Consider the following 26,034-nt stretch of genomic DNA (forward strand, 5'->3'; position numbering starts at 1 on the left):
AGCAAACCACGTACACAGGATTGGCGAGGACTTCGTCCTCGAACGCAGCCTCGCGGGCTCGGCAGCTGCTACGGGGGGGAGCGTAAACATGATGTGCAGATTTTTATCACATCACGAGGCGTCGGCGGGGAGAGAAGGGCGGGGTGCCAGTGTGCGGCTTCCCTGCGCGATGACGAGCGCAGCGGCGATCAGCGCCAGGGCGACGGCGAACGTGATCCGCATAGCGCTGGCAACGGCCTCGGGGGGCGCTGTGGTGATGTCGTTTGTTGCCGATGCAAGCACGAACACCGCACCCAACGCGGACGCACCGGTGATCAGCCCCAGGTTTCGCGACAGGTTGAGCATGCCGGAGATAACGCCGCGCTGGTCCGGGCGAATATCGCTCATGACCGCAGTGTTGTTGGCTGTCTGGAACAGCGCGTAGCCAATGGTGATGACGACCATCGGGGCGGTGTAGCCGCCGATACCGAGCGACTCCGGTATCAGCGAGAGCATGAGGCAACCGCTCGCCATTGCAATCAGCCCGAAGACGGTCATGCGTTGTGCGCCAAAACGGTCGGTAAGGCGACCCGCGGGCACCCCGGTCAGCGCCGCGAAAATCGGCCCGACCGACAAGGCCAGCCCGACAATAGCGGCATCAAGTCCGAGACCATGCGAGAGATAAAACGGCCCGACCACCAGCGTCGCCATCATCACCGTCGAGACAAGCGCGCTCATGGCGAGACTCCCGCTCAGCAGCGGATCGCGGAACATCGCCAATCGAATCAAGGGTGAGGCAACTCGCGCTTCGGCGAGCACGAAGAGGCCGACGCCGAAGGCTGCCACCAGCAGCAGGGCCCCATTGAGTGGACCGAAACTGCCGCGCCCAATCGTCATGGCCAGTGCATAAGCCGCAAGCGTCAGCGCCAGCAGCAACGTACCCAACGGATCGAAGCCGGCGCGCTCGGGTTTCGGCGCTTGGCGATCGGCGGGCAGGTAACGATGCGCGAGCAGAAACGTCAGGATTCCCAACGGTACGCTAATCAGGAAGATCGCCTGCCAGCCAAGGCCGGCGATCAGCACGCCGCCGAGCGACGGCCCCAGCGCGGTGCCAATCGCAGACATCGTCCCGAGCAAGCCCATGGCACTACCGGTTTTTGCCTTCGAAACCGTCTCGCCAACAAAGGCCATGGTCAGGGCCATCATGATGGCCGCACCGAGGCCTTGCAGCGCCCGGGCGGCAATCAGCAGCCAGAGCGTGGGTGCGACGCTGCACAGGGCCGAGGCCAGCGTGAACAAGAAAATGCCGGCCAGTAGCAGCCGTCGACGGCCGGTGATGTCGCCGAGGCGTCCGACGCTGACAATCAGGGTGGTGATGGCGAGAAGGTAAGCGAGGACGATCCATTGGACCTCCTGGAAGGAGGCGTTGAACGCCTGTGCCAACGTCGGCAAGCCGACATTGGCGATGCTGGTGCCGAGCGAGGACAGCAACATGGATAACGAAAGGCTGGCGAGCGCCCAGCGAACCGAGGGTACTCGTGGTGCGCTGCCGGCGACGGCCTCATCTCGTGCTGCACTGATTGGCTTMATCATGTTCCCTTTGTTTGGCGACTTCCGAAACGGAGCTGTCAGAAATCTACGCTGGCGCATAACATGGCGGAAGACGCAGCATTTGCACTTAATTCGTGCGTCTAACGCCTTATCACCCTCACGTTATTCCAGGGGCGATCCATGTCGACACCCGATCTCAACTTGCTGGTCACCCTTGATGTGCTGCTCGCAGAAGGCAGCGTTGCACGCGCCGCGAAGCGCTTGCGGCTGAGCCCGTCAGCGATGAGCCGGGCGCTGGCGCGACTGCGTGAAACCACCGGCGATCCGCTGCTGGTCAGGGCCGGACGCGGTCTTGTGCCCACCCCGAGAGCGCTCGAACTGCGCGAGCAGGTCAGTCAACTGGTGCAGGATGCCGAGGCGGTTCTGCGCCCGGCTGAAACACTCAACCTCAAACAGGTGGTCCGCACGTTCACGCTGCGCACCAGCGAAGGTTTTGTGGAGAGTTTCGGCGCGCAGTTGATTGCACGCGTCGGCGAGCAAGCCCCCGGCGTGCGGCTGCGGTTTGTGCAGAAACCCGATAAAGACAGCACGCCACTTCGCGACGGGAGCGTCGATCTGGAAACGGGGGTGGTGGGGAAGACTGAAGGCCCGGAGGTGCGTACGCAGGCACTGTTCAGGGACCGTTTCATTGGCGTTGTGCGAAAAGGGCATCCGCTGAGCCAGGGCGAGATGACGCCAGCTCGTTACGCAGCGGGCAGGCACATTTACGTTTCCCGGCGGGGGCTCGACAAGGGGCCAATCGATGAGGCCCTGAAGTCGCTGGAGCTTGCGCGGGAAGTGGTGACTATCGTCGACGGCTTTTCGACCGCAGTGGCGCTCGCCCGGGCCAGCGACCTGATCGCCAGCGTTCCGCAGCGGCACACCGAAAACCTGCGTGCCGGCATGCACAGCTTTGCGCTTCCACTGACCCTGCCGACGTTTACCGTCTCAATGCTCTGGCATCCACGGCTGGATGCCGACCTGGCGCATCGCTGGTTGCGCGGGTGCCTTCGGGAGGTGTGCGCGCAGCCGGGCAATGAGGGGGCATTGGGCGCGAGCGAGGTTGAATAGGGGACAAGGCTTGCGCCAGCGGGTACGAAAAAGCCCGCACAAGGCGGGCTTTGAAAATCGAGTAGGTGGCCGGCGCTGGTCCCCGGCTTACAAGGTTTATCAGGCCTCTCACAGAATTACCCGGGAACAAAAATAGGCTCTTCTGCTTCACACGGCATAAGGGCTGGATCTCAGCGCGGAGATCTTTCTAACCGTGTACCCTTCGGAACGTCGCCCCACGTTTCCTTGCTATCCTCTTGCGCATCAGTCTGCGTCTTCACCTACAGTTTCAGGATAGCAAAAACTCCAAAAAGCGGGTCGGGATTTTTTAGACCGATTGCGTTCAAGGAGGAGAGCGGCAGGATGGAAAAATGCTATCGCCAGCCGGACATGAGCGCACGGCAGCCACTGCTCTTTTTCCTGATGCCATCCACCCGCCAGCGCCCCTGAAACATCAGCGACAAATATCGTCTGCCAATCTCCTGGCCTGCTGAGTCGCGGCCTCACGCGCGCTGCGATCAATGTCTTCACCCAGGATGGTTTTCTCCACGATCACCGAATGCACATCCGTCACGCCGACAAATTTCAGCCAGGCTTCAACATAGGGCTTCTGAAAGTCGAAGCGCGTTGCCGGGGTGCTCGACTGCGCCGAAAAATCCAGGCCGCGGGCGTACATCACCACAGCGGTTTTGTTGAGTAGCATGCCTTCCAGGCCGCGCTCCGCGTCAACGCTGAACAGGATGTCTTTCTGCGACACCAGGTCGATGAAGTGCTTGAGTTTGTACGGAATGCTGAAATTCCACAGCGGTACGGACATCACCAGCACATCCGAGCGATGCAGGTGACTTGCCAGCTCTTTCAGCGTGTTCCAGGCGTCTTGTTGTGCCGGGGTCAAGGGCGTGCCATTGAGCCCGGCGTATTTGGCCTCCATCGCCAGATCATCGAATTCCGGTAACGCCATGTTCCAAAGGTCGAGCGTGATGATTTCGGTGTTTGGGGCGTGTTCCTGGTAACGCGAAATGAAGCTGCGGGCGACTTCAAGGGAAGCCGAGCGCTGCTTGCGTGGGGAACATTCAATATGCAGAAGAGTCGTCATGACGCGCCTCGAGTGGTGGGGGGTAGGGCAAGTGGGCGCATTGCAACATAGTTGAATTTGAAATATAAATCGTAAATTAATACGCAATTGATCACGAATAAAACTATGTTCGATACGCTGCTGCTCAAGACATTTGTCACTGTCGTCGATGAAGAAGGCTTCAGCCGTGCCGCCCAGAAGCTGCACCTCACTCAGTCTGCGGTCAGTGGCCACGTACGGCGATTGGAAGAGCAGATTGGTAAACCGCTGTTGACGCGTACCACCCGTTCCCAGCAATTGACTCCCGATGGCGAGCGCCTGGTCTCTTATGCGCGCACGATCCTTGTGCTGAACCGTGATGCCTGGGCAGAACTGACGCGCACGCCGTTTCACGGACGGCTGCGCATCGGGGTGTCCGAGGATTTTGTCGAGTCGCGGTTACTGCGCACTGTTCAGGATTTCGCGGCGCAGTACCCGGGCATGGAAATCGACGTGCAGGTGGGCATTCCTGGCACGTTGCTGAACCTGATGAAGCAAGGCCATCTGGAACTGGTCATCGGCTCTCTATGCGAAACCAGCGAAGCGGGGCTGCTGCTGTGGCAAGAGCCGTTGGTATGGGCCTGGCCAGCGCAACCCGTCACCCAATTACCGACGCCGTTGCCGCTGGCCCTGTTCCCCGAGCCGTGCCCTTATCGAGAGACAGCGCTGACGCGGCTGGCTCAGGTGGGGATCGCCCAACGCACGGCGATGTTATGCAGCAGCGCCGCCGGGTTGCGGGCGGCGGCGCTTGCAGGCTTTGCAGTCGCGCCCATGCCACTCAGCCAGTTGGGGCAAGGACTGGTGGCTCTTGGGGCTGAACATGGGTTACCGGATTTGCCGGATGTGCAATTTCGGTTGTTCACCTCTCCTGAAGCGGATCAGGCGATTGTGGCAGCGGTTACTCAGCTCATTGTGGAGTATTGCTCCACGCGAAGGGCTTGAGCGTCTTTGCCTCTGCGCTCGACTCATCGATAGGCGGCGTAGTCATTTGACCGTAACAACGACCTTGCCCTTGGCTCGTCCCTGCTCGACGTACTTCAATGCCTCTGCCGTAGATTCAAAGGGGAAGGAGCGGTCAACCACAGGTTTGATGATTCCGGCCTCAATGAGCTTGGTGATTTGTTGCAGTTGGGCGCCATTGGCCCGCATGAACACGAACGCGTAGCTGACGTCCTGCTTGCGTGCCTTGCGCCGAATACCGAGGCTCAGCAGGCGCATGACTTGCTTCAATGGCCAGGACAACCCTTGCTCCTGCGCGAACTGCGCAGTGGGTGGCCCTGAGATGGAAATGAGTTGGCCACCGGGCTTGAGGACCTTGAGTGACTGCTCCAGTACGTCCGCGCCGAGGCTGTTCAACACCACGTCGTAGTCGTGCAAGACACTGTCGAAGTTCTGCTGTGTGTAATCGATCACCAGGTCGGCTCCCAGCGCCTTCACCCATTCGACATTCGCGGTGCTGGTGGTGGTCGCGACAAAGGCGCCGAGGTGTTTGGCAAGTTGGATGGCGAGGGTGCCGACACCGCCGGAGCCGGCGTGGATCAGCACTTTCTGGCCCTTTTTCAGTTGGGCGGTTTCGACCAGCACTTGCCAGGCGGTCAGTGCGACCAAGGGGATGGACGCGGCTTGTGCCATGTTGGTATTGGCAGGTTTCAGGGCGATCGCGTTTTCGTTTACGGCGATCAATTGAGCGAACGTCCCGATCCGCGCTTCGGGCGGGCGAGCGTAGACTTCATCTCCCGGTTTGAAGCGTTTCACTTGCGCGCCAACCTCAACCACGACGCCCGCCAGGTCATTGCCCAGTATCAGCGGAAATGAATAGGGCAAGATCAGTTTGAATTCGCCTTTGCGGATCTTCGAATCCAGCACGTTGATGCTGCTGGCGTGTACCTCAATCAAGACGTCGTGGGTGCCCACCACGGGGGCGGGCGCTTCGCCAATGCGCCCGCTGCTCTTGCCGTAGCGATCAATTAAAAATGCCTTCATCGTTGTGCGGCTCTTGTCGGTTGGAATGAGGGTGGGCGGAGCGTTTGCGGCGTTGCTGCGCCGCGTTATCAGGCATCAAGGAACGCCAGTACCTTGGTCACAAAGTCAGCGTAGTGCTGGAAAATGCCGCCGTGCCCGGCATCTTCATAAATGACCAGTTGTGCATTGGGAATGCGGTTGGCAAGCTCAATCGAGTTGATGCTGGGCACCATGATGTCGTTGTCGCCGTTGACGATCAGCGTCGGCATCCACAAGCGCCCGAGGTTTTGGGGCGCCTGTCTGCCCCACGCGGTGATGGCTTTCAACTGCCGTAGGAAAGCGCTGGGCGTCGGGCCTTTGTCGCGATTTTTTTTGCGTTCTTTCAGGCGTTGCAAATACTGCGATGCGGCTCGACGGCCATTGGGCGTCGAAGTGAAGAACAGGTAGAACTTGGGATCTCGCAAGGTCAGCAAGCCCTTGATCATCAATGGCCACGTCACCGAACCGACCTTGTCGATACCGGTGCCGCCGGCCGGTCCGGTTCCGCTGAGAATCAATCGGCGTACCAATTCGGGCGCCTTCAGGGCGATGTCCTGGGCGACGAAGCCGCCGAGTGAGAAACCGAGCACGTCGACTGTCTCGAAACCCAGTGCACGTATCAGCTGGATGGCATCGTCAGCCATTTCGCCGACCGTCAGTGGCGCGGTTCCCCCAGAGCCGCCGATGCCGCGATAGTCGGTGGCAATGACACGCCGTGTTTGTGCCAGGCCATCGATTATCGCGGGGTCGAAGTTGTCCAGCACCGCGCCCCAGTGGTTGAACAGTACGAGGGGCACGTCGGTCTTGGGGCCGATGTCGCGATAGGCGAAGGGAGTGCCGTTGACCGTGATCGACTGGTTCGCCGCGTTGATAAACGACGTCTGCGAACCCGAGGGGGTATTTGTCTTCGTTGGATTCATTTCTACTCCGAACAGCGGGCCGGATTCGATGCGGCGTCTGGCACGCCTGCATCGAATCCGGCGCAAATGCTCGCTACCAAAAGATCACTGTTGAGTGTGGTAGCGCTGGGCAACCGCAGACTGGCGGATTTGCCCCAGCAGGCCCTGACGTGCGATTTGCAGGTCATCCCAGCGTTCAGCTTCTTGCAGCGGCGGGATCGTCACCGGTTCGCGACGATCGAAACCGACCAGTGCGGCATCCACCAGATCGTCCACTTCCATGATTTCGTTCAAGGTGTTGATGTCGACGCCGGAGCGATCCCAGATCTCCGTACGAGTGGCGGCCGGCAGCACGGCCTGCACGTAGACGCCCTGAGGCGAAAGTTCCAGGCTCAGGCCTTGGGAAAGGAATAGCACAAAGGCCTTGGTCGCACCGTAGACCGACATGCCGAACTCCGGCGCAAGACCCACCACCGAACCGATGTTGATGATCGCGCCGTCGCCTGCTTTGGCCAGGCGTGGGGCGATGGCACTGGCCAGGCGCACCAGTGCCGTGGTGTTGAGGGCAACCAGTTGCGCAACACTGTCGGTGCTTTGGTCGATGAAGTTACCGGACAGCGCGGCGCCGGCGTTATTGACGAGGATGCCGATACGAGCGTCGTCGCGCAGGCGGGACTCAACGGTTGTCAGATCGCTGAGTTGGGTCAGATCCGCCGGAATCACATCGACGGCGATGCCGTGTTCGCTGCGCAACCGGGCTGCAAGTGCGCCCAGGCGTGCTTGGTCGCGGGCGACTATTACCAGGTCGTGACCGCGTTGGGCGAAGCGTTCGGCGTAGACGGCGCCAATGCCGGTGGAGGCGCCAGTGATGAGAACAGTAGGGCGATTGCTCATGGGGTCATCTCTCTTTCAGGGTGTGTGAAAACAGAAAGCGCGGTCATGATTGCTCAGCTTGCGGTGGCGCTCGATTCAGCCAACGTCGGGTAGTCGATGTAGCCTGCCGAGCCGCCGCCATAGAGGGTGGCGGGATTGAAAGCGGACAACGGCGCGCCACGTTTGAGGCGCTCCACCAGATCCGGGTTGCCAATGAACGGGCGACCGAACGCGATCAGATCGGCCTGGTCTTCGGCGAGCCGCGAAGTCGCCAGGTCCAGGTCATAGCCGTTGTTGGCGATGTAGGTGTTTTTGAAGCGCTGGCGCAAGGCGCCGAACTCGAATGGCGCCACGTCACGCGGGCCACCGGTCGCGCCTTCGACCACGTGCAGATAAACGACGCCGAGGGCGTCGAGTTGATCGACGACGTAATCGAATTGCGCCTGCGGATCGCTGCTGGAAACGCCATTGGCCGGCGACACCGGCGACAAGCGCACCCCGGTGCGATCCGCGCCGATTTCATTGACGACGGCTGCCGTCACTTCGAGCAACAGACGCGCACGATTTTCAATCGAACCGCCGTAAGCATCGGTGCGCACGTTGGCGCTGTCCTTGAGGAATTGATCCAGCAAATAGCCGTTTGCGCCGTGAATCTCCACGCCATCGAACCCGGCGGCGACAGCGTTTGCCGCGGCCCGGCGGAAATCGGAGACGATCCCCGGTAGTTCGCCGATGTCCAGTGCGCGCGGCTCGGAGACGTCTTCAAAGCGGTTGTTGACGAATACTTTTGTCGCGGCTCGCAGCGCAGAAGGGGCTACGGGTGCGGCGCCGTTTTCTTGCAGATCAACGTGCGACACACGGCCGACATGCCACAGTTGCAGGAAGATTTTTCCGCCCTTGGCGTGGACGGCATCGGTCACTTTGCGCCAGCCATCTATCTGCGCCTGCGTGTAGATCCCGGGGGTGTCCTGATAGCCCTGACCCTGTTGGGAAATCTGCGTGGCCTCGCTGATCAGCAAGCCTGCGCTTGCACGTTGGCTGTAATAGGTGGCCGCGAACTCGCTTGGCACAAAGCCTTCACCTGCGCGGTTGCGAGTCAGTGGCGCGAGGACGACACGGTTCGACAGCGTGAGGGCGCCAAGCGTGTAAGGGGTGAACAGATTCTGGTCGGTCATTTGGTATTTCTTCCGTGCCCGTTGATGGAGATCGTTGTGCGTGCAATTAGGATGATGATCGAAATCTAAGCTGTCAACGATTTTGATTATGACCAACATCTATGTATCATTGGGCGCATGATTTCCCAGTGAACATGAGGTATTGCACGTGAGAGTGACCAAGGCCCAGGCGCAGGCCAATCGGGAGCACATCGTTGAAACGGCCTCTGAGCTGTTCCGTGAGCGCGGCTTCGACGGCGTCGGTGTGTCGGATCTCATGGCGGCTGCCGGTTTCACCCACGGAGGTTTCTACAAGCATTTCGGTTCGAAGGCCGACCTGATGGCCGAAGCTTCGGCCTGCAGTCTTTCCAAATCGCAGGTGGGCGCGGAAGCGCTCGATGTTCCGGGCTTCATCGACGTCTATGTGACGAGGGAGCATCGGGACCGACGTGGCAGCGGTTGCACCATGGCCGCGTTGTGTAGCGATGCGGCGCGTCAATCGGACGATGTGAAAGCGACGTTTGCCGAAGGGATCGAGCACATCCTGCAAACACTGGGGGACAAATATCCGACCAGGCCGGATGCCGCTCCGGGTGAGGGCAGAAAGAAAATGATCGACCTGCTGTCTCGTGCTGTCGGTGCGATTATTTTGTCGCGTGCCTGCCCGGATCATTCCGCGCTGGCGGATGAGATCCTTGAGGTGTGCCGCGCTGAAATGTTTGCTTCATTGCCGGTCAATGAAGTGGACGCGGTGTAGAGCGGCGGCTCATTCAAAGCAGATTTTCGGTAGAACTTCGATTTTGATGCGCGGACCCGAAAGTCAACTTTGGGGTGTGGATTCAACCGGTTGATGCTTTGGCGGGCTCCTTCGTGTGGGGCGGCACTGGACGAAGCAATCGGTTCATCGTGATCAGTTCAGCACTTGGAGTACCGATGACGGTGCGAGTGAGATAAGTCCGCCTGGGGGAGGGGAGACTCAGCCCGCATCAGCGTTCTGCAACAAAGCCGTATATGTCTGGACATATTTTGCGGGTGCCAGACCGACCATCCGGGTGAAGTCCCTGATGAAGTGTGCCTGATCAAAATAACCCAGCTTGAGCGCGAGATCCGCCCCCGGCCGGGCTTCGCCGCTTTGCAGCAGGGTCAGTGCTTCATGTAGCCGGTATCGGGCAATCACCCACTTCGGACTTACGCCAACGTAATGGGCAAAGAGGCGTTGTAACTGCCGCTCGCTAACCCTGGACAACTCACTGAGTTGTGCCACTGTTGTCAGTCTGTTGTCTGAAGCGATTTGGGCGATGAGGTCGTTGAGAAGCTGTACACGCTCATCGGGTTGCGGCAAGCAGGGACTCAGCAACGCTTCTGATTGCTCGCACAGGCTCGCCATCCCCGGACATTCGGTGTGCTCGGCCAACCTGTCGACCACCGCCCCAAAAACTTCAGCGGCCCGGATCGATCGGTTGGTTAATCGGCTGACAGGTCCGCCCAGAAATGGCTGGAATGCAGCGGGACGAAACTTGATTCCAAACGCCCAGCTGTTGCCGGACAGCGTCTTGCTGAAGCGGGAGCGACGGGGGCCCCACACATGGACCTGACCCCTTTCCACAACGAGATGCACATTGGGGTGAGGCAGGGTTTCCTGTTGCTGTGCAGGCTGATCACTGAGATTCCAGCTGACATGCCAATAATGTTCAACCCAGGGTGCCAACTGGACTGAAGGTGCCTCACGAGTGTGAGTGAACTGCGGGCCGTTCAATCGCTGATTAAGGACGCCTCGTGCGGGCTGCAGGATAACAGTAGAGGCTGGTCGTGTTTTTCCAATCATCTTCGGTCGCCATTTGCTCCAATGCAGATCAGGGACAGGTCCGACGGTGTGGACCGCTCAAATAGGCCGCTGATCTCGGCATAGGTGGGGACTGTAAACAGTCGAGTGATCAGCGTCGACAACAACTGCGCCTGGTTTAGACCGTACGGCATTACTGGATTATTAATGGAGATAACAGCATGCAAGCCAAGGGAACATTCGACGTCCAACTCCCCGTCCATCCTGTTGCGACCGGTACCGAGGCCGCTCAACTGAGCAGAAAGGCCATACACAAAACGTTTCAGGGAGACTTGGTGGCCAGTAGTCTGGGAGAGATGCTTGCCTCCCTCTCGACAGTCCCGGGATCTGCCGGCTATGTGGCAATGGAGCGGGTTGAAGGTAATCTGGCGGGAAGGGCAGGCAGCTTTGTGTTGATGCATTTTGGAACGATGGACAGAGGCCAGCGAACACTGACCATTCAGGTCGTGCCCGACTCGGGTACCGGTGAGTTGGAGGGACTCAGTGGCACGATGGAAATAGATATCCGTGATGGGCAGCATTTCTATCTGTTCAACTATCAACTCATGTCACGCGCTGAATAGTGATGAAGCTCAAACGCATCATCCTGATATCGGCCATTGCCGTCGGGCCATTTCGAAGCGTCTGTCCCTGGAGGACCCAATGCCGCCTATCACCACGTGCCTGGTGGCGCTGTTTGTTCTTTGCCTGACTCTTGCAGTGCCAGCCCAGGCCAACACCTGCCCGGCTGGCGAGAAACAAGTGTGCCTGGACGGCTGCATCTGCCTGCCGGATCTGGGGCAGATGCCTGATGGCATCGACCAGATCGCGGCACCTGCCCTGGCGCTGTGGCTGACCCAAGCCCGTGCTGAGGCGGCCAACGCCGACATCCAGCCCATTCCACCGCACATCCGGGAGCAACTGCTGCGCTGGTACGACCCCAGTGTCCTCGACGCCGCGCACTACAAAGTTAGCGACAACGGTCAACTCAGCGCCGCCACTGCCATGCTGCAAAATCCCGATGTCGGTGCCGTGACGCTAATCGACATCATCCTCTTCCGGGACGCTCAAACCGCAGAACAGGACGTCGCGCTCTGGGCCCACGAACTGAAGCATGTGCAGCAGTATCAGGAATGGGGGGTAGAAGGATTTGCCCAGCGCTATACACACGATTTCAATGCTGTGGAGGCGCCGGCTTATGCCATACAGGCTGAGGTCAGACGGTCGGTGCGGGCAGGGACTCACTGACGATTGCCGCGTTGAAGAGGGCCAAGTCCCGTGTCTTATCCGCAAGCTGGAGCCTTACACGGATGGCCCGGATATCTCTGACCCGGAGCGGGGCTGTTTGCCCAACTAGCATTCCCTTGTTCCAAGGCTGATGCTGCGGGAACTTCAGGGTACTCGCCAGGTCAGTTGGGAGCTGTTTTACGGCAGTGCCGTCCGAGATCAGTCGAGTCCGCCCCCTGATGCCAACCAAGAGTTTTCTGCCGGGTCTTATCCTGGTGTTCTGCGCCGTCGCGTCGCTTTGTTCGGTTGCTGCCGAGCGAAGAGCGCCCTCGCAAAGTAACAGCGCATCAACCACCCTGATCGAAACGGCCTCGCGGCAGTACGGCGATGGCCAGTTGGACCAGGCCGCTGCCACGCTGGAGCGTGCCCTGCATATCCAGCCGAACAACCCCGCGACCCTGCATTACCTCGGTGTATTACGTCTTCAGCAGGGTCAGTACCAGCAGGCTGAAACGCTGGCGGTGCGCTCGAACATGCGGGTGGGTGGCAACGTCGCGTTACGCAACCGCAACTTCCAATTGATCCAGGCGGCGCAGCAGGCCCAGGCGTCGAATACCCCACCCAACGCCAAAGCGGACCAGGTCGCCGTACAGCAGGGGCTGGAAGAGGAGACCCAACGGCGCCGCGAAGCAGAAATGGCCGTTGCTGAACAATCCACTCTGGATGCTGGGCGCGACGCTGGCAACTTCGCTTACGCAAAGGCAGATGGGGTATCGGATTCACCGACGGCTGGCAGACCTCGGTCCGAAGGACAATTGCAAATGACTTCCGTCGAGCCAGAGCCCGAGTACGACGAGGTTGATATTCCTCGCGGCCATTGGCCGCCTCCGGGTAAATGCCGAATCTGGTTTCCTGATCGCCCGCCGGGGCATCAGCCCGCACCCGGCAGTTGCAAGAAGCTGCGACATCGGGTTCCGTTAGGGGCCTACCTGGTGCGCGGTTGAGTTTCTGAGTGCCAGTCGCCGTAAATCGCTTACATCGGCGAACCACTCATGGGATTGAAGGGTGTGGAATGCATCATGTGTCCCATATCCCCACGCAACCGCGCCAAAGGCGATACCGGCAGTCGCTGCGGCTTCACCATCCGTAGGTTGGTCGCCGATGTAGATCACGTCCTCTTGCGCCACGCCGAATTTGCGCATGACACGGCGCAAGCGAGACGCCTTGCCGAAAATCGAGGCACCGCACTCGAAGGCCTGGATATGTCGACAGCTGGAGCCCAGAATTTGCGTGACATTTTCTCGGGAATTAGAAGACACCACGGCCAGAATCAGTCCCTTCTCGTCAAGATGGAGCAGGGTATTGGCGATGTTCTCGAAGAGCAGGATCGAGCTTCGATGTTTCTTCATCAAGCCCATGAAGGTTCGCGCCACCAGAGGCAACTTCCAGCGGGGCATTCCGATATGCGTCATGATTTCCCGAGCCCCCTGCTTGCGCAGAGAGTCCAACTCTTGCGGGTGAATCCGACGGAATGCGTGCTTGTCAGCGACCTGGTTGAACACGGTAACAAAGAACGAAAATGAATCAGCGAGCGTGCCATCAAAGTCGAAAATGACAAGTCGGTATGACATGTAAAAGCTCCTCCCTGGAGTGTGGTAGCCGAATACAGACGGCTGCTTGTGCAGGGCGATCAAGTCGCCCGATCAACTGGGAGGGCGCATTATCCCTGCTCCGGAATCTGTACGGAAGGAGAGCGAGGTTAACGTTTGTAGAGGGGCTGCTTCTGGATCTGAGTGTGTAAAAACGCTGGCACGTTGAAGCTCATTTCTGCGCCTGCTCCAGCAAGCCTTCGGATCAGGACGTGCGTTGCATCCCTCTGTTGTTTGAGGGGCCGTCAGCTATTTATGCAGCGGCCTCCTAGAACTTTTCCCTATTTACCGGTCTATGTGGATACGCACATAAAGCTCGGTAAGCGCGACCCGAAGGTTTCCCGCAGCCAAATGGCGCCACGTCCAATTGTCAATCAGAGGTTGTCTTCGCCCATGAAATCTTATGTCCCACGGATGGTGCTCCTCAGCCTGTTCGCGTTTGCGGCAGTGGGCTCGGCATCAGCATCACAGATGAAGACCTCAAACCCTGTTTTCGCAACTGAAGTCGCAGCCGTTCAGGCTCCGGTCCAGGCTGCCGGAAACCCTTGGCCGAGCTTGGCCAGTATGGCCGGCAAGCAGCCAGGGCCGTTGCTTGCCCATGACGACCGATACTGGCGTGACGGCCGTTGGCACGATCGTAGAGAAGATTGGCGCCGAGACGAATGGCGTAGAGAGGAATGGCGCAGAGAACAAGCGCGCCGGGAAGCCGAACGCCATCGTGATTGGGAGCGCCATCATGAGCACCGCTACGATGACGATCACCGCTACTACCGTCGCTAGTGCGTAGCCGCGAGATAAATCCGCCGAAAGCACTGCCTGCTGATGTGTAAATCCAGGTGGTGCTTAAGCGACACAGATCAGCTCTCGGAAGAAGTGATTGAGTCGAGACTGGATTCAGCCGCCAGCTTCAATCGGTCAGCTTTGCAAATGTATTTGGACTTGCTTTTCGGTGCCAATTTGGCGCTGGCCTTTTTGGCGTTAGCCTTTAATAACTGATTTATTTTTTTACGACGATTCATCTTTTCTACTCGGCTTGTACGTTTTCGAATGATATCAGCTTAAATATCGGGCCAGAGCCTTGTGGTGTGCACTTGAGCGCTTTTGGCCGTTATCTGCCCGATGCACTCGACTATCGGTCCAGCAGAGGTGCCAGCAGTGCACACATGCCACGCCAGTGCGAACCCTCCCAGTAAATCCGTTGGCAGGCGTCGCAGCGCACGAAGTGAGAATAGAGCGCACCAACGCGTGGCGGCACCAGTGGCCGAGCCAGTTCCGGGCTGATCTCGTGCAGCGGCAGGTTGCAATGCAGGCACAGGCTGAAGGGGCGCGCGCTACGCGCCAGGTCGAGGCGCTCGTACACTTCGCGCAACTGCAACGACGGTTTCAGGGCATGCACGTAACAGCCGTGGCTGATGATCCGCCGCTTGAGCAGTTCGCGGTCGCGGGTTAGCACGATGCGTCCTTGCTGCGCCGCGATCTCGGCGATCTCGGCGTCTTCGAAGCGATTGTCGTAGAGGGTGTCGAAGCCGCTCATGCGCAGCAGGTTGGCCAGCCCGCCGAGGTGCGCATCAGCAACGAAGCGCAGCACCCGTAAAGGTTGCGCACGAACCTTTAGCAGCGGGCTGATGTCCAGCGTTTCGAACTTGGGATACACCGCCAGCCGGTCACCGTCGAAGATCACCCGCTCGAAGCCCACCGACTCGCCGTTGAGCAGCACCAGCTCGACCTCGGTGTGCGGTATCCCGAGCGCCTCGATCATGTGCTTGACCGTCGCCCCTCGCGCGCACTCGCAGGTAAAGGACTGCCGCCGCCGTTCGGCCGGCAGGAAATCGTTGAGCTCCTCGTAGAAGCGGAAGGTTGCACGAGTCATGCTGAACAGTATGGCAGGGCTGAAGGATGGGCGAGTCCGGTCCGCAGATCTTCTCCGGCAGGCATCCATTGATGCGCCAGCAACTGGCGGATCGCCGTTGCACGCGGTGTCAGGTATTCGATCATTTTGGCCTCAAGGGCCCGCTCGACCAGCATCCTGGTGAGCTGATTCGAGCTGATACAGGAATCAGCTCACCAACGCAGCCGCATGAAGATAGAGGCTTGTCGATCAGTGCACATATTGAGAGCAATCGTTGCTTTTGTTGTACACGAATAAACGGTAAAGGTCCGACAAAATCAGCCGAAACAGATTAAACGGCAAATCGCCATTAATCCGTGTGATTCGGCTATTTGTACCTCACTTCCCAGGATGGTGATCGTCATAATGAAAATAAAAAACAAGCTCGTCCTTGCTTTTGTGTTGGTCGCCTTCATTCCGGTAAGCCTGGTGGCTGTGATATCGGTGCTGAATATTCGGGCTCAGGCGGTCGATCAGTTTCTTGATGGCAGCACCCGTGAAATACGCCAGATCGACGGTAATATTCGGCAGTTTTTCGACGGTACACAGCAAAATGTCGATCAAATGGCCACTGATCCTGTATACAAATCGGTCGCCAGCCTCAAGCACTATGAGGCCGCCGATGCCGCCAGCCAGCCTCTGCCACCGGCTGCCCAGCATGTCATCGATGCGTTCGCACGTTATGGCTCGATGCACCCGGCCGCCGCAATCCTTTCCATCGGCCTGGAAGATGGCAGCTACGCCAAATGGCCGGACGACCCGCAGCTGTCGAACTACGACCCGCGTTTGCGCCCCTGGTACAAAGCCGCCATGGTCAGCCCCGGCAAAACGGTGCGAACCCCTGCTTACTACTATGACAAGGACGCTGTGGCGCTGGTCGGTAGTGCCAGGGCACTGCTCGATGATACTGGCAAGGCCAAGGGTGTGTTGGTCGTGAGCGTTTCGTTGAAAAACCTCACCGAACTGGTCAAAAGCATCAAGCTCGGCGAAAGCGGCTACGTAATGCTGATCGAGGACGGCACCGTGCTGGTCGACCCGCGTGACGCCGGGCACAGCTTCAAGCAGCTCAAGGACCTGGGCGAGCCCTACGCCAAACTGGCTGCCACCACGCAGGGTTCCACCGAGGTGCAAATCAACGGGGTCAGGTACATGGCCAATATCTGGACATCGCCCGGCCTTGGTTGGCGCTACGTCGGTTTGATCGAGTATGGAGAAGTCATGGGCGCGGCCACTCGCATGACCTACCTGACGGCGGCTATCGTGGCAGTGCTGGTGCTGCTTTTTGCGCTGCTCGCGGCGGCGTTCGCCAGGGTGATCGTCAAGCCTATCGGCCAGGTCAGCACGGGGTTGCAATCAATTGCCGAGGGCGAGGGCGATCTGCGCCGCGATCTTGAGGTGCAGGGCAAGGACGAAACAGCAGAGCTGGCAGGCTGGTTCAACAAGTTTCTCGCCGCGATACGCCAGTTGATACAACGTATCGGCGCAGCATCGACCAACCTGCAGGATGCCTCGCGCGTCAACAGCGAGGTGGCCAACAACATGAACCAGGCGGCCGGTCGTCAGCGTGAAGCGGTGGAGTTGGTGTCCACTGCATTCAACGAAATGGTCGCTACCGCCAACGAAGTGGCCCGTTCGTGCAGTACGGCAGCCGACTCCGCCGAGAACGGACACCACCGTGTGGCCGAAGGCAAACAGCAGATCGAGTTGACCACCCAGAACGTCAACCGCCTGGGTCGTCGCTTGACCGAGTCTTCCCAGGCCATGGTGGAGCTGGAAGAAGGCAGCCGCAGCATCAACCAGATTCTGGGCACCATCCGCGCCATTGCCGAGCAGACCAATCTGCTGGCGCTGAACGCGGCGATCGAGGCTGCCAGGGCGGGTGACCAGGGCCGGGGTTTTGCCGTGGTCGCGGATGAGGTCAGGGCCTTGGCCAAACGCACATCTGACTCCACCGGGGAAATCGACCAGTTGCTCAACACGCTCGGCAGCAAGACCCAGGAAGTTTCGCAGAAGATGGAAAGTTGCCTGGACCTGTCGCGTGCCAGTGTGTCCTCGATCGAGAGCGCACGTGACAGCTTTGAAGGCATCCAGTTGTCGGTCAATGAAATCAGGGATCAGAACCTGCAGATATCGGCGGCGGCGGAAGAGCAGCACAGCGTGGCCGAAGAGATCAATCGGCATATCCAGCAAATCTATGACGAGGCGCGGCTGGTCGAAACCCTGGCCAGCTCTGCACAAGAAGACTCGGGCCGGCTTTCGCACCTCTCGAATGAACTGAACGGCCTGGTGGGGCGCTTCAAGTCGTAGAGGCATTGTGCGGTTGTAGTGTCCCGTTGATCGTGAGTACATGGATCCGTTCCACGATCACTCAGGCAGCCCGGCCAACCGCAGTCCATCGACGAAGCGCGCGAAATCCTCGGACCGTTGGATTGGTAGCCAGTCTTTCAGGTTGGAGAGGCGCAAAGAGGGGTCCAGTTCGCGTAGACGCTGCATCGCCAACCCCGCTTTATCCATTCGTCCGCTGAGGGCATGACTGGCCGCCACCAAGGCCACCGGGGCCAGGAAACTGGGCAGGTTGCCCAGCGCCTTTTCCGCCCATTCCGTCGTGGGATCGAAGCGCCCGGCGAAGAAATGCGCGAGCGCCATTCCCACCTGCATCCTGAACATTTCCGGATCCAGCGGACTCAAGCGAATGGCATGGGCCAGATGCTCGATGGCGGCGTCCGTTTCACCGCGCAGCGCGCGCAGGATACCGCCCAGGTACCAGGCGGGTGCGAGGTTGGGATTGAGCAGACGTGCTCTGTCGAGCAAGGCAATGCCGCCGTCAACATCACCGGCGAGATGGCTTAATGCATGTCCACCTCGCGTCAACGCGACCGCATCATCCCGGCCAAGCGTTACTGCCAGACGCGCAAGCCGTACGCCCTCAGCGATCTCTATCGTCCGATTGGTCATCCAGCCATTCAGCTTGCGCCAGAAGTGACACCAGGCTGCCATGCCATAGGCCGATGCAAATTCCGGATCGAGATCGATAGCCTTGTAGAACAACGGCAGCGCCTGGTCGATGGCTTCACGGGTGCCGTTGTGCAGTTTTGCCATTGCGCGCAGATAGTAGTCGTAGGCGTCCAGGCTTTCCGTGGGTTTTCGTTTGGCGCGTTCGATTTCTGCCCGTTCGAGTTGCGGCGCAATGGCACCGACGACGCTTTCGGTGATTTGATCCTGCAGCTCGAAGATGTCGTTGAGCGCGCCTTCGAAGCGCTCCGCCCAGATATGCGTCCCGTTCGTCGCGTCGATGAGCTGCCCGGTGATGCGTACCTTGTTTCCGCACTTGCGCACGCTGCCTTCCAGCACGTAGCGAACGCCCAGCTCCTGGCTTATGCCCTTGGCGTCCACCGTCCGCCCCTTGTAGGTGAAGCTCGAATTACGCGCGATGACGAACAGCCAGCGGATACGCGACAGGGCAGCGATAATATCTTCCACGATGCCGTCAGCGAAATATTCCTGCTCCGGATCGCCGCTCAAATTCTGGAAGGGCAAGACGGTAATCGAGGGTTTGTCCGGGAGGACGAGGGAGGAGGAGGGCATTTCCTTCGGGTCTGTGCGCGCGTGTTCGTCGATGGCAGGCTGGTCAGGCTGTTGCGCTTCGCCGATCCCTCCGACCTTGATCTGGCCGACGAAGCGGTAGCCCTTGCGGGCGACGGTGCGCACCAGGCGCTGTTCTTCACCGGTATCGCCAATGGCCTTGCGCACCGCATTGATGTGGCTGTTGATCGTCGACTCCGAGACGATCCGGCCGTTCCATACCGCCCTGAGCAAGTCGTCTTTGCTGATGACGCGATCGGGGTTGTTGACGAACAGCAGCAATAGATCGAAAACCTGCGGCCCGACGGCCACGACTTGCCCGCGCAAGGTGAGTTCCCGGCGCTCCTCATCGAGCAGGTAGTCTTCAAAAACGAATGGCAAAGTGAGGATCCCCTGGCGACGCGCCCTCAACTCCGTGTCCCAGGCGGCTGGCGATTAGTATTTGATATTGATGATACGGCAGCGCTAAACCCGCCGCACCGTCTGCGGCAGAGACGACGTCGAACTGCGGCGTCTTTGGACATAAAACCAAGCTTTCATGGAGGGAAAGCCACAGCAGGCACAAGGACTTCGTTCACGCGCGCAGGCAATCTCCCCTTACACCGACGCAATGGTTGCAGTCGATACGTGGAGAAAGCCCATGAAGATCGTCGTCATCGGAGGCTCCGGCCTCATCGGATCGAAACTTGTGAAGAACCTCCGCGAGCACGGCCATGACGTGCTCGCAGCCAGCCCCAGCACGGGCGTAAACAGCATCACCCGCGAGGGCCTGGCCCAGGCGATGGATGGTGCTGACATCGTCGTCGACGTGGCGAACGCTCCGTCGTGGGAGGACCAGGCCGTCCTCGAGTTTTTCGAAACGTCGAGCCGTAACCTGCTGGCTGCCGAAGCGGCCGCCGGGGTTCGGCATCACGTTGCACTGTCAATTGTCGGGAGCGAACGGCTTCCCGAGAACGGCTATTTCCGGGCCAAGGTCGCACAGGAAAACCTTATCAAGGCATCCGGCATTCCTTACTCCATTTTGCGTGCCACGCAGTTCTTCGAATTTGTCGGCGGCATTGCCCATTCGTTTACCGTCGGCGACGAGCTTTACGTTTCGCCGGCGCTGATCCAGCCGATGGCGTCCGACGACGTGGTGGCGGCACTTACCGACGTCGTGCTTGCAGCGCCGGTGAATGGCACCGTCGAAGTCGCGGGGCCCGAGGCCATGCCGCTCGACGAGCTGATCAGGCGCTTTCTGCGGGCCACTCAGGACACCCGCCAGGTCGTACCGGACGTACACGCGCGCTACTACGGCGCCGTGCTTGACGATCAATCGCTGACACCCGGCAAGAACCCGCGCCTGGGCGCGATCCGTTTCGAAGACTGGCTCAGCCAGTCAATGGCCGAAGCGGGCCGCTGAGGCCTCCAGGGACAACTCAGGAAGGCGTTGCCCTGGTAATGGGGCGCGCCGTCATAACACCTACCCACGAAGGAGTATTGCCATGGTTACCCGATTTCTCTTAGCCGCTGCTTTCGCAGTACTGTCGATCAGCACAGCGTCGGCCACTGAGCCACCCGCCGGCAAGGTGACAGTCGTGTTTGACCGTCCCATTCCCAACATCCCTGGCAAGAGCATGAAGGGTGTGGTCGTCGAGTATGGGCCGGGTGCTGCATCACCGTCCCACACCCATCCGAAATCGGCCTTCATCTATGCAACGGTCCTTGAGGGCGCGTTTCGCATCAAAGTCAAAGGCCAGCCGGAGAAGATCTACCATGCCGGCGAAAACTTCGTAGAGGAGCCGGGCTCCGTACACGAAGTCAGCGCCAACGCCAGCGCCACCGAACCTGCACGCTTATTGGCCGTGTTCGTCCTCGACACCGACGAAAAGACGCTCGTCACACCTATCAAAAAGTGAGCCGATCAACGCGCTCATAAATACTCGACAGCCGGGCGGCAGGCCACCGCCGCCCCGGGGCTGCCGCAGTGCATGGCATTGAACGGGAAATGAAAAAATGAACTCGCTCCAGGACAAGACCGCCATTGCTTCCGGTGCAAGCGCCGAGATCCCCGTCATAGTGGCTCGGCAAAGCAAGCGCAAGATATTCGGCATACTGCTGTGCGTTGGCGCCGCGGTGGTCGTGGCTGCCTGGGGGGCCATGGCAGTTTCGAGCAGCTCAACCTTGACCGATAACGCTTATGTTCGTGGTGACGTAACCTCACTCGCCGCCAAGGTGGCCGGCTACGTCACTGCGGTAGAGGTCGAAGACAACCAAACTGTCCAGGCGGGTGACGTGCTGTTCCGTATCGATGACCGGGACTATCGCGCCAAACTTGTGCAAGCAGAGGCTAATGTCAGTGCTGCAAAGGCGCGCCTGATCCATGTTGATGCGCAGACCCAGCTTCAGCGTGCGCTGATTCGGCAGGCCGAAGCCCAAAGACGTTCGGCCACCGCCGATATGAATCTTGCGACCAAGACCCATGATCGCAGCCGCAAACTGATCGTCAGCAACGCAGTGAGCCAAGCCCTGGTCGATGAAACCGACACGGCGCGGTCCAGAGCCGAAGCGTCGGTATCGGCCGCTTCGGCAACGGTTGAGGCACAACAGCAACACATTGCCGTCTATGCGGCAGAGAGAGAGGCTGCCGTGGCTGCCGTGTCGCAAGCACAGGCGGCACGTGATCTCGCCCAGATTGATCTCGACAACACCATTGTCCGCGCGCCTGTGGGTGGCGTCGTCGGAAATCGCCAGGTTCGTATTGGCCGGCTCGTGACGCCGGGCGTTGCCTTGCTCGATATTGTGCCGGTCAATGATGTGTGGATCGTGGCGAACTTCAAGGAAACCCAGCTCGAACATATCCGTCCCGGTCAGCACGTGCGCGTCAAGGTCGATGGCTACCCTGACACGGTACTTGAAGGCGTGGTCGATAGCTTTGCACCGGGGAGTGGGGCGGCGTTCAGCTTGCTGCCGCCCGACAATGCAACCGGAAACTTTGTCCGTGTCGTGCAGCGGGTTCCGGTCAAGATCCGGCTGGCCAACAATCCACTGCCGGGGCGCATCGTGCCTGGCTTGTCCGCGCGGGTGGAGGTGACGCAAGGGGAAGGCTCATGAACACCTTTGTCAGCGCCAAGGCTACGACTGGCGCCTTGCTCATCGTGGGCATCGTGCTGGCCACGCTGACGGAAGCGATCGCCGGCACCGTTCTATCGATTGGGCGCGGCCATATCATCGGTGACACCTACGCAACACCTGATGAGTTCGCCTGGCTGGACGTCGGCTACACCGCGCTAAAGCTGATCGGTTTCATCATGGCCCCATGGCTGATGCAGCGTTTTACTGCGCGTAACCTGATCATCGGTTCAACCCTGGCCATGGGCCTGGCGTGCTGCATCGCCGCCATCACCGCTCGGCTGGACCTGCTGATCGCGCTTCGCATCATTCAAGGCTTCGCTGGCGGCACCCTGCTGGTGGCGGGCCAGACGATGATTTTTCGTGCCTGGCCGCGTGCCCTTCAGYCGATCCTTCAAGCCGTGTTTGCCATGGGCTCCGTGGTCGCACCGGCGACTCTCGCCCCGGCCCTTCAAGGGTGGTTGATCGACAGCCAGTCCTGGACCTGGATTTTCTTCAGCGTGGTGCCGCTGGCCCTGGCGGCAAGCGGCCTTTTGCTCATCGCAGACCACCCCATGCCCGCCAAGGGCCGGCAGCGTCCCTTTGACTGGCTCGGCTTCTCTCTGATCTCGGCCACCCTGATCTGTGTTACCTACGTCCTCAGCCAGGGCAGCCGATGGGACTGGTTCGAGGAACCTCGGATCCTGATGTTGACGATGATCGGTACAGCCGCGCTGCTGGCATTTTTCGGCCAGCAAACGTTGGCCAAAGGTCAGGGATTGCTCGATTTCACGGTGTTCAGATCGAGCGATTTTACCTTTGCCTTTATCGTCAGTTTTGTCGCCGGTGCCGCCTTGTTCGGCAGTGCGTTTTTGATTCCGGCGTTCGCCCTGTCAGTGCCTGCGTTAACGCTGACTGATGCCGGTTTGCTCCTGCTGCCCAGTGGTGTTTTTTTTGTTGGCTCGCTGCTCATCGCTGCCTTTCTTATCAAAGTCCGTCGCGTTCCACCGGTTGTGACAGTGCCCTTTGGCATCCTGTTGATCATGGGGGCGATGTGGATGCTGTCCGGTTCCACCAGCGAAAGCGGCACCGACGACTTGATGGCGGCCATCCTGTTGCGTGGCCTGGGCCTTGGCTTCCTGTTTCTGTCGATCACGCTGATCGCCTTCAGCGACCTCAACAGCCGCAACCTCGCCAGCGGCATTGGCCTGTTCAATACGGGACGTCAGTTGGGCGGCTTAATGGGCGTCGCCGGGCTCCAAACCCTGATTGATCATCACATCATCATCAATGTCGCGGCACTCGGCGCCAACGTCACCCCAGGAGGAAATGCCGTCATCGAACGGCTGACGACCATCACGGCGATGCTGGTGGGGAAGGGGATGGATCAAGCAGCCGCTGGCCGGGCAGCGACCAGCCTGCTGGGCAAGGTCGTGTCAGGTCAAGCCACGGTGATTGCTTTCGATACCGCGTTCTACGCAGTGGCCCTGCTGTTTGTGGTCGCAGCGCCTATGCTGGTCGGCATCAAGATTGGTCTGGCGCGCCATGCGAAAGCGCGCGCTGCGCAAACTGGCGCGTGAGACGCGATACACCAGCCGTCGGGCTTTGGATCAAGGCGTTTTGAGAGCAGGGATCAGGTGGGCGCGCCATCCTCGAAGCCATTAGCAGCGGGCTGATGTCCAGCGTTTCGAACTTGGGATACATCACCAACCGGTCACCGTCGAAGATCACCCGCTCGAGGCCCAGCGACTTGCCATTGAGCTGCACCAGTTCGACATCGGTATCCCGAGCGCCTCAATCATGCGCTCGACCGTCGCCCCTCGCGCGCACTCGTAGGTAAAGGACTGCCGGCACCGTTCGTCCGTCAGGTTCGGTAACCCTTATTGACAGAAAAATGCATCAGGAGAATACTCGGCCAATATTCATATAGATGACTAGATAACAAGGTGAATAAAGTCGATGAATTCCCTGTCCAGTGATGTCCGCCTACCGCTTTATCAACGCCTGCGTGATCAGTTGGCTGAACAGATTGCCAACAATCGCTGGCGTCCGGGGGAGGCCATTCCCACTGAAGCTGCGCTTTCAGCGGAGTACGAACTGTCCACTGGCACTGTGCGCAAAGCGGTCGACACACTGGTCAGTGAGGGCATCCTGGAGCGTCAGCAAGGTCGAGGCACCTTCGTTCGTCGGCCTCAGTTTCAATCTTCGCTTTTCCGCTTCTTCCGCTTCCAGACTGCTGCGGGTGAACGCCAGGTCCCGGAGAGTCGCATCCTGTCTATCGAACCGGTGGCCGCACCCTCGGCGGTGGCCCAGGCGCTAGGGCTGCCAATCGACGCGCCGGTCATTCGCATTGTCCGCGTTCGTCTTCTGGATGTTCAGCCGGTACTTGCCGAAGAAATCTGGCTGCCTCGCAGCCGGTTTCAGCCGCTACTGGAGATCGACCTGAATCGAAAAGGGCCATTGCTTTACCCGATTTACGAAGAGCTCTGCGGTCAGGTCGTCGCCTCTGCCGAAGAAGCACTCACCGCCGAGTCGGTAAATGACGTGCATGCGCGGTTATTGAAAATACCGGTCAACAGTCCCGTGGTGGTGATCGAGCGTCTGGCGCGTGACTACGCCGGTGCGCCTCTGGAGTGGCGGCGCTCCCGTGGGCATGCCGAGCATTTCCGTTACAGCGTGGACATTCGCTAGCGCATTGCCCGGATAGCGGATCGCTCACCGGCGAATCGATCGCTGGCGGTTTCATCGTTTTGTTTGCCATGACTGGCCTCGCAGCGGCGCGGTTCGCTCTCGGCTGCCTCATGTTCCACCTATAAGGATAAGAAATCATGTTTAGCTGGTATCGCCAAGTCACTCCTCGGGAGCGCAAAACGTTTTGGGCCTGCTTCGGTGGATGGTCGCTGGACGCACTGGAAGTACAAATGTTCGGCCTGGCAATTCCGGCGTTAATTGCCGTCTTCGCGCTGACCAAGGGCGATGCCGGGCTGATCAGCGGCGTCACGTTGGTCACTTCGGCCATCGGCGGTTGGGTAGGGGGGACGTTGTCCGACCGCTACGGCCGGGTGCGTACGTTGCAGTGGATGATTTTGTGGTTCTCCTTCTTCACCTTTCTGTCCGCCTTCGTCACCGGGTTCCAGCAGTTGCTGATGGTCAAGGCGCTGCAAGGCTTCGGCATTGGCGGTGAGTGGGCGGCCGGCGCAGTACTGATGGCCGAAACCATCAACCCGAAATACCGCGGCAAAGTGATGGGCACCGTACAAAGTGCCTGGGCCGTAGGTTGGGGCGTGGCGGTCGGGGTTTTTGCGTTGATTTATTCGTTCGTACCGCAAGACATGGCCTGGCGTGTGATGTTCATCGTTGGCTTGTTGCCGGCGCTCCTGATCATTTGGGTACGGCGCAATGTCGAGGAGCCCGACAGCTTCCAGCGTCTGCAAAAAGAACACGTTATCCCACAAGGTTTTTTCAAATCCCTGGCCGGTATTTTCCGCCCTGAACTGATCCGCGTGACACTGCTCGGCGGGCTGTTGGGCCTGGGCGCACACGGCGGGTACCACGCGGTGATGACGTGGCTGCCGACCTTCCTCAAGACCGAACGCAACCTGTCGGTGCTGAACTCTGGCGGCTACCTTGCCGTGATCATCCTTGCCTTCTGGTGTGGCTGCGTCGTCAGCGGATTCTTGATCGACCGTATTGGCCGCCGCAAAAACATCGTGCTGTTCGCCCTGTGCTGCGTGGTTACCGTGCAGTGCTACGTGTTCCTGCCCCTGACCAATACCCAAATGCTCTTCCTCGGTTTTCCGCTCGGCTTCTTCGCAGCAGGCATTCCGGCCAGCCTCGGCGCACTGTTCAACGAGCTGTACCCGGCGGACGTGCGCGGTGCTGGCGTGGGGTTTTGCTACAACTTTGGCCGAGTGCTCTCGGCGGTATTCCCGTTTCTGGTCGGCCATATGAGTGACTCCATGTCACTGGGCTCGGCCATTGGCATCGACGCCGGGATCGCTTACGGCGTGGCCGTTATTGCGGCCCTTTGCCTGCCGGAAACCCGTGGTCGCAGTCTCGACGCTGCAATCCCCTCCGTCTCGGTGCAAGGCAGCGAAAGCGCCCGAGCGTGATGAT

The 26,034-nt window shown here is 59.6% G+C and carries 26 protein-coding genes and 3 pseudogenes; 15 read left to right on the forward strand and 14 right to left on the reverse strand.

What is annotated here, in order from left to right; translation table 11 throughout:
• Positions 1 to 111: 111 nt before the first annotated feature.
• Positions 112 to 1,572 carry an MFS transporter gene (locus AC1DHT_RS09665; RefSeq protein ID WP_477761342.1) on the reverse strand — a complete coding sequence of 487 codons (1,461 nt, stop codon included), beginning with the start codon at positions 1,570 to 1,572 and terminating at the stop codon, positions 112 to 114.
• A 138-nt stretch (positions 1,573 to 1,710) separates the two neighbouring features.
• Here AC1DHT_RS09665 and AC1DHT_RS09670 point away from each other — a divergent pair, with 138 nt between their 5' ends.
• Positions 1,711 to 2,640, forward strand: a complete 930-nt coding sequence (locus tag AC1DHT_RS09670; RefSeq protein ID WP_427546868.1) for a LysR family transcriptional regulator — start codon at positions 1,711 to 1,713, stop codon at positions 2,638 to 2,640.
• Between the two features lie 433 nt (positions 2,641 to 3,073).
• Here the strand turns inward: AC1DHT_RS09670 and AC1DHT_RS09675 are convergent, their stop codons facing one another.
• The gene (locus AC1DHT_RS09675) at positions 3,074 to 3,715 is read right to left on the reverse strand and encodes an FMN-dependent NADH-azoreductase (protein ID WP_427546870.1); all 642 of its coding nucleotides are present in this window, start codon (positions 3,713 to 3,715) and stop codon (positions 3,074 to 3,076) included.
• Positions 3,716 to 3,820: 105 nt separating this feature from the next.
• Between AC1DHT_RS09675 and AC1DHT_RS09680 the strand changes: the two genes are divergently transcribed.
• The gene (locus AC1DHT_RS09680) at positions 3,821 to 4,675 is read left to right on the forward strand and encodes a LysR substrate-binding domain-containing protein (RefSeq protein WP_427546873.1); all 855 of its coding nucleotides are present in this window, start codon (positions 3,821 to 3,823) and stop codon (positions 4,673 to 4,675) included.
• A gap of 42 nt (positions 4,676 to 4,717) precedes the next feature.
• Here AC1DHT_RS09680 and AC1DHT_RS09685 read toward each other — a convergent pair whose 3' ends face one another.
• The 4 genes from AC1DHT_RS09685 to AC1DHT_RS09700 form a co-directional block, all read right to left on the reverse strand.
• Complete coding sequence (locus tag AC1DHT_RS09685; RefSeq protein WP_427546876.1) at positions 4,718 to 5,716, reverse strand: NADP-dependent oxidoreductase; 999 nt, start codon at positions 5,714 to 5,716, stop codon at positions 4,718 to 4,720.
• Positions 5,717 to 5,784: 68 nt separating this feature from the next.
• On the reverse strand, positions 5,785 to 6,654 hold the full coding sequence (locus tag AC1DHT_RS09690; protein WP_427546879.1) for an alpha/beta fold hydrolase: 870 nt from the start codon (positions 6,652 to 6,654) through the stop codon (positions 5,785 to 5,787).
• Between the two features lie 84 nt (positions 6,655 to 6,738).
• On the reverse strand, positions 6,739 to 7,527 hold the full coding sequence (locus tag AC1DHT_RS09695; protein ID WP_427546882.1) for an SDR family NAD(P)-dependent oxidoreductase: 789 nt from the start codon (positions 7,525 to 7,527) through the stop codon (positions 6,739 to 6,741).
• A gap of 53 nt (positions 7,528 to 7,580) precedes the next feature.
• Positions 7,581 to 8,681 (reverse strand): alkene reductase, encoded by a 1,101-nt coding sequence (locus tag AC1DHT_RS09700; RefSeq protein ID WP_427546885.1) that lies wholly within the window; start codon positions 8,679 to 8,681, stop codon positions 7,581 to 7,583.
• Positions 8,682 to 8,829: 148 nt separating this feature from the next.
• Here AC1DHT_RS09700 and AC1DHT_RS09705 point away from each other — a divergent pair, with 148 nt between their 5' ends.
• Entirely contained in the window at positions 8,830 to 9,417 is a 588-nt protein-coding gene (locus AC1DHT_RS09705) for a TetR/AcrR family transcriptional regulator (protein WP_427546888.1), read from the forward strand.
• Positions 9,418 to 9,636: 219 nt separating this feature from the next.
• On the opposite strand, the gene AC1DHT_RS09710 is transcribed toward AC1DHT_RS09705, so the two are convergent.
• Positions 9,637 to 10,485: an AraC family transcriptional regulator gene (locus AC1DHT_RS09710; protein WP_427546891.1), complete on the reverse strand. Its 849-nt coding sequence runs from the start codon at positions 10,483 to 10,485 to the stop codon at positions 9,637 to 9,639.
• Between the two features lie 179 nt (positions 10,486 to 10,664).
• Here AC1DHT_RS09710 and AC1DHT_RS09715 point away from each other — a divergent pair, with 179 nt between their 5' ends.
• Positions 10,665 to 11,066: a DUF3224 domain-containing protein gene (locus AC1DHT_RS09715; protein ID WP_427546894.1), complete on the forward strand. Its 402-nt coding sequence runs from the start codon at positions 10,665 to 10,667 to the stop codon at positions 11,064 to 11,066.
• Positions 11,067 to 11,145: 79 nt separating this feature from the next.
• Entirely contained in the window at positions 11,146 to 11,730 is a 585-nt protein-coding gene (locus AC1DHT_RS09720; protein WP_427546897.1) for an eCIS core domain-containing protein, read from the forward strand.
• On the opposite strand, the pseudogene AC1DHT_RS09725 reads toward AC1DHT_RS09720, so the two are convergent.
• A pseudogene (locus tag AC1DHT_RS09725) lies at positions 11,723 to 11,842 on the reverse strand (integrase); the annotation flags it as partial. The gene AC1DHT_RS09720 and the pseudogene AC1DHT_RS09725 overlap by 8 nt on opposite strands.
• A 106-nt stretch (positions 11,843 to 11,948) precedes the next feature.
• Between AC1DHT_RS09725 and AC1DHT_RS09730 the strand changes: the two are divergent.
• On the forward strand, positions 11,949 to 12,713 hold the full coding sequence (locus AC1DHT_RS09730; RefSeq protein ID WP_427546900.1) for a tetratricopeptide repeat protein: 765 nt from the start codon (positions 11,949 to 11,951) through the stop codon (positions 12,711 to 12,713).
• Here AC1DHT_RS09730 and AC1DHT_RS09735 read toward each other — a convergent pair.
• Positions 12,687 to 13,340 carry an HAD hydrolase-like protein gene (locus tag AC1DHT_RS09735; RefSeq protein ID WP_427546903.1) on the reverse strand — a complete coding sequence of 218 codons (654 nt, stop codon included), beginning with the start codon at positions 13,338 to 13,340 and terminating at the stop codon, positions 12,687 to 12,689. The two genes, AC1DHT_RS09730 and AC1DHT_RS09735, sit on opposite strands and share 27 nt — an antisense overlap.
• Before the next feature lie 411 nt (positions 13,341 to 13,751).
• Between AC1DHT_RS09735 and AC1DHT_RS09740 the strand changes: the two genes are divergently transcribed.
• Positions 13,752 to 14,138: a hypothetical protein gene (locus AC1DHT_RS09740; RefSeq protein ID WP_427546906.1), complete on the forward strand. Its 387-nt coding sequence runs from the start codon at positions 13,752 to 13,754 to the stop codon at positions 14,136 to 14,138.
• Between the two features lie 77 nt (positions 14,139 to 14,215).
• Here the strand turns inward: AC1DHT_RS09740 and AC1DHT_RS09745 are convergent, their stop codons facing one another.
• The 3 genes from AC1DHT_RS09745 to AC1DHT_RS09755 all read right to left on the reverse strand — a co-directional run bounded on the left by AC1DHT_RS09745 (position 14,216) and on the right by AC1DHT_RS09755 (position 15,353).
• On the reverse strand, positions 14,216 to 14,377 hold the full coding sequence (locus AC1DHT_RS09745) for a DUF2986 domain-containing protein (protein ID WP_427527521.1): 162 nt from the start codon (positions 14,375 to 14,377) through the stop codon (positions 14,216 to 14,218).
• 110 nt (positions 14,378 to 14,487) lie between these two features.
• Positions 14,488 to 15,228, reverse strand: coding sequence for a Mut7-C RNAse domain-containing protein (locus AC1DHT_RS09750; protein WP_427546909.1), 741 nt, complete (start codon positions 15,226 to 15,228; stop codon positions 14,488 to 14,490).
• Positions 15,225 to 15,353, reverse strand: coding sequence for a hypothetical protein (locus AC1DHT_RS09755; protein WP_427546912.1), 129 nt, complete (start codon positions 15,351 to 15,353; stop codon positions 15,225 to 15,227). Before AC1DHT_RS09755 ends, AC1DHT_RS09750 begins: the two co-directional genes overlap by 4 nt.
• A gap of 259 nt (positions 15,354 to 15,612) precedes the next feature.
• On the opposite strand from AC1DHT_RS09755, the pseudogene AC1DHT_RS09760 reads away from it, so the two are divergent.
• A pseudogene (locus AC1DHT_RS09760) lies at positions 15,613 to 16,698 on the forward strand (cache domain-containing protein); the annotation flags it as partial.
• An 87-nt stretch (positions 16,699 to 16,785) separates the two neighbouring features.
• Positions 16,786 to 17,553: a methyl-accepting chemotaxis protein gene (locus tag AC1DHT_RS09765; RefSeq protein WP_427546918.1), complete on the forward strand. Its 768-nt coding sequence runs from the start codon at positions 16,786 to 16,788 to the stop codon at positions 17,551 to 17,553.
• A 57-nt stretch (positions 17,554 to 17,610) separates the two neighbouring features.
• Here AC1DHT_RS09765 and AC1DHT_RS09770 read toward each other — a convergent pair whose 3' ends face one another.
• Positions 17,611 to 19,209 carry a winged helix-turn-helix domain-containing tetratricopeptide repeat protein gene (locus tag AC1DHT_RS09770; protein WP_442114585.1) on the reverse strand — a complete coding sequence of 533 codons (1,599 nt, stop codon included), beginning with the start codon at positions 19,207 to 19,209 and terminating at the stop codon, positions 17,611 to 17,613.
• 259 nt (positions 19,210 to 19,468) lie between these two features.
• On the opposite strand from AC1DHT_RS09770, the gene AC1DHT_RS09775 reads away from it, so the two are divergent.
• The 4 genes from AC1DHT_RS09775 (at position 19,469) to AC1DHT_RS09790 (ending at position 23,498) form a co-directional block, all read left to right on the forward strand.
• Positions 19,469 to 20,230 carry an SDR family oxidoreductase gene (locus tag AC1DHT_RS09775; protein ID WP_427546781.1) on the forward strand — a complete coding sequence of 254 codons (762 nt, stop codon included), beginning with the start codon at positions 19,469 to 19,471 and terminating at the stop codon, positions 20,228 to 20,230.
• 82 nt (positions 20,231 to 20,312) lie between these two features.
• The gene (locus AC1DHT_RS09780; protein WP_123583725.1) at positions 20,313 to 20,726 is read left to right on the forward strand and encodes a cupin domain-containing protein; all 414 of its coding nucleotides are present in this window, start codon (positions 20,313 to 20,315) and stop codon (positions 20,724 to 20,726) included.
• Positions 20,727 to 20,823: 97 nt separating this feature from the next.
• Positions 20,824 to 21,921, forward strand: a complete 1,098-nt coding sequence (locus tag AC1DHT_RS09785) for an HlyD family secretion protein (RefSeq protein WP_427546785.1) — start codon at positions 20,824 to 20,826, stop codon at positions 21,919 to 21,921.
• Positions 21,918 to 23,498: a DHA2 family efflux MFS transporter permease subunit gene (locus tag AC1DHT_RS09790; protein WP_477761343.1), complete on the forward strand. Its 1,581-nt coding sequence runs from the start codon at positions 21,918 to 21,920 to the stop codon at positions 23,496 to 23,498. The genes AC1DHT_RS09785 and AC1DHT_RS09790 overlap by 4 nt, the downstream gene beginning before the upstream one ends.
• 82 nt (positions 23,499 to 23,580) lie before the next feature.
• Here AC1DHT_RS09790 and AC1DHT_RS09795 read toward each other — a convergent pair.
• Positions 23,581 to 23,786, reverse strand: a pseudogene (locus AC1DHT_RS09795) (ubiquitin family protein); the annotation flags it as partial.
• Between the two features lie 91 nt (positions 23,787 to 23,877).
• Between AC1DHT_RS09795 and AC1DHT_RS09800 the strand changes: the two are divergent.
• The gene (locus tag AC1DHT_RS09800) at positions 23,878 to 24,609 is read left to right on the forward strand and encodes a GntR family transcriptional regulator (RefSeq protein WP_442114586.1); all 732 of its coding nucleotides are present in this window, start codon (positions 23,878 to 23,880) and stop codon (positions 24,607 to 24,609) included.
• Positions 24,610 to 24,746: 137 nt separating this feature from the next.
• On the forward strand, positions 24,747 to 26,030 hold the full coding sequence (locus AC1DHT_RS09805) for an MFS transporter (RefSeq protein ID WP_427546793.1): 1,284 nt from the start codon (positions 24,747 to 24,749) through the stop codon (positions 26,028 to 26,030).
• Positions 26,031 to 26,034: the final 4 nt, after the last annotated feature.

It is taken from the genome of Pseudomonas sp. 05N432, assembly GCF_056396945.1.

Coding starts and splice junctions, on each gene's coding strand:
- AC1DHT_RS09670 (WP_427546868.1), top strand. CDS start 1,711: ATGTCGACACCCGATCTCAACTTGCTGGTCACCCTTGATGTGCTGCTC.
- AC1DHT_RS09675 (WP_427546870.1), bottom strand. CDS start 3,715: ATGACGACTCTTCTGCATATTGAATGTTCCCCACGCAAGCAGCGCTCG.
- AC1DHT_RS09680 (WP_427546873.1), top strand. CDS start 3,821: ATGTTCGATACGCTGCTGCTCAAGACATTTGTCACTGTCGTCGATGAA.
- AC1DHT_RS09685 (WP_427546876.1), bottom strand. CDS start 5,716: ATGAAGGCATTTTTAATTGATCGCTACGGCAAGAGCAGCGGGCGCATT.
- AC1DHT_RS09690 (WP_427546879.1), bottom strand. CDS start 6,654: ATGAATCCAACGAAGACAAATACCCCCTCGGGTTCGCAGACGTCGTTT.
- AC1DHT_RS09695 (WP_427546882.1), bottom strand. CDS start 7,527: ATGAGCAATCGCCCTACTGTTCTCATCACTGGCGCCTCCACCGGCATT.
- AC1DHT_RS09700 (WP_427546885.1), bottom strand. CDS start 8,681: ATGACCGACCAGAATCTGTTCACCCCTTACACGCTTGGCGCCCTCACG.
- AC1DHT_RS09710 (WP_427546891.1), bottom strand. CDS start 10,485: ATGATTGGAAAAACACGACCAGCCTCTACTGTTATCCTGCAGCCCGCA.
- AC1DHT_RS09715 (WP_427546894.1), top strand. CDS start 10,665: ATGCAAGCCAAGGGAACATTCGACGTCCAACTCCCCGTCCATCCTGTT.
- AC1DHT_RS09720 (WP_427546897.1), top strand. CDS start 11,146: ATGCCGCCTATCACCACGTGCCTGGTGGCGCTGTTTGTTCTTTGCCTG.
- AC1DHT_RS09730 (WP_427546900.1), top strand. CDS start 11,949: ATGCCAACCAAGAGTTTTCTGCCGGGTCTTATCCTGGTGTTCTGCGCC.
- AC1DHT_RS09735 (WP_427546903.1), bottom strand. CDS start 13,340: ATGTCATACCGACTTGTCATTTTCGACTTTGATGGCACGCTCGCTGAT.
- AC1DHT_RS09740 (WP_427546906.1), top strand. CDS start 13,752: ATGAAATCTTATGTCCCACGGATGGTGCTCCTCAGCCTGTTCGCGTTT.
- AC1DHT_RS09745 (WP_427527521.1), bottom strand. CDS start 14,377: ATGAATCGTCGTAAAAAAATAAATCAGTTATTAAAGGCTAACGCCAAA.
- AC1DHT_RS09750 (WP_427546909.1), bottom strand. CDS start 15,228: ATGACTCGTGCAACCTTCCGCTTCTACGAGGAGCTCAACGATTTCCTG.
- AC1DHT_RS09755 (WP_427546912.1), bottom strand. CDS start 15,353: ATGATCGAATACCTGACACCGCGTGCAACGGCGATCCGCCAGTTGCTG.
- AC1DHT_RS09765 (WP_427546918.1), top strand. CDS start 16,786: ATGAACCAGGCGGCCGGTCGTCAGCGTGAAGCGGTGGAGTTGGTGTCC.
- AC1DHT_RS09775 (WP_427546781.1), top strand. CDS start 19,469: ATGAAGATCGTCGTCATCGGAGGCTCCGGCCTCATCGGATCGAAACTT.
- AC1DHT_RS09780 (WP_123583725.1), top strand. CDS start 20,313: ATGGTTACCCGATTTCTCTTAGCCGCTGCTTTCGCAGTACTGTCGATC.
- AC1DHT_RS09785 (WP_427546785.1), top strand. CDS start 20,824: ATGAACTCGCTCCAGGACAAGACCGCCATTGCTTCCGGTGCAAGCGCC.
- AC1DHT_RS09800 (WP_442114586.1), top strand. CDS start 23,878: ATGAATTCCCTGTCCAGTGATGTCCGCCTACCGCTTTATCAACGCCTG.
- AC1DHT_RS09805 (WP_427546793.1), top strand. CDS start 24,747: ATGTTTAGCTGGTATCGCCAAGTCACTCCTCGGGAGCGCAAAACGTTT.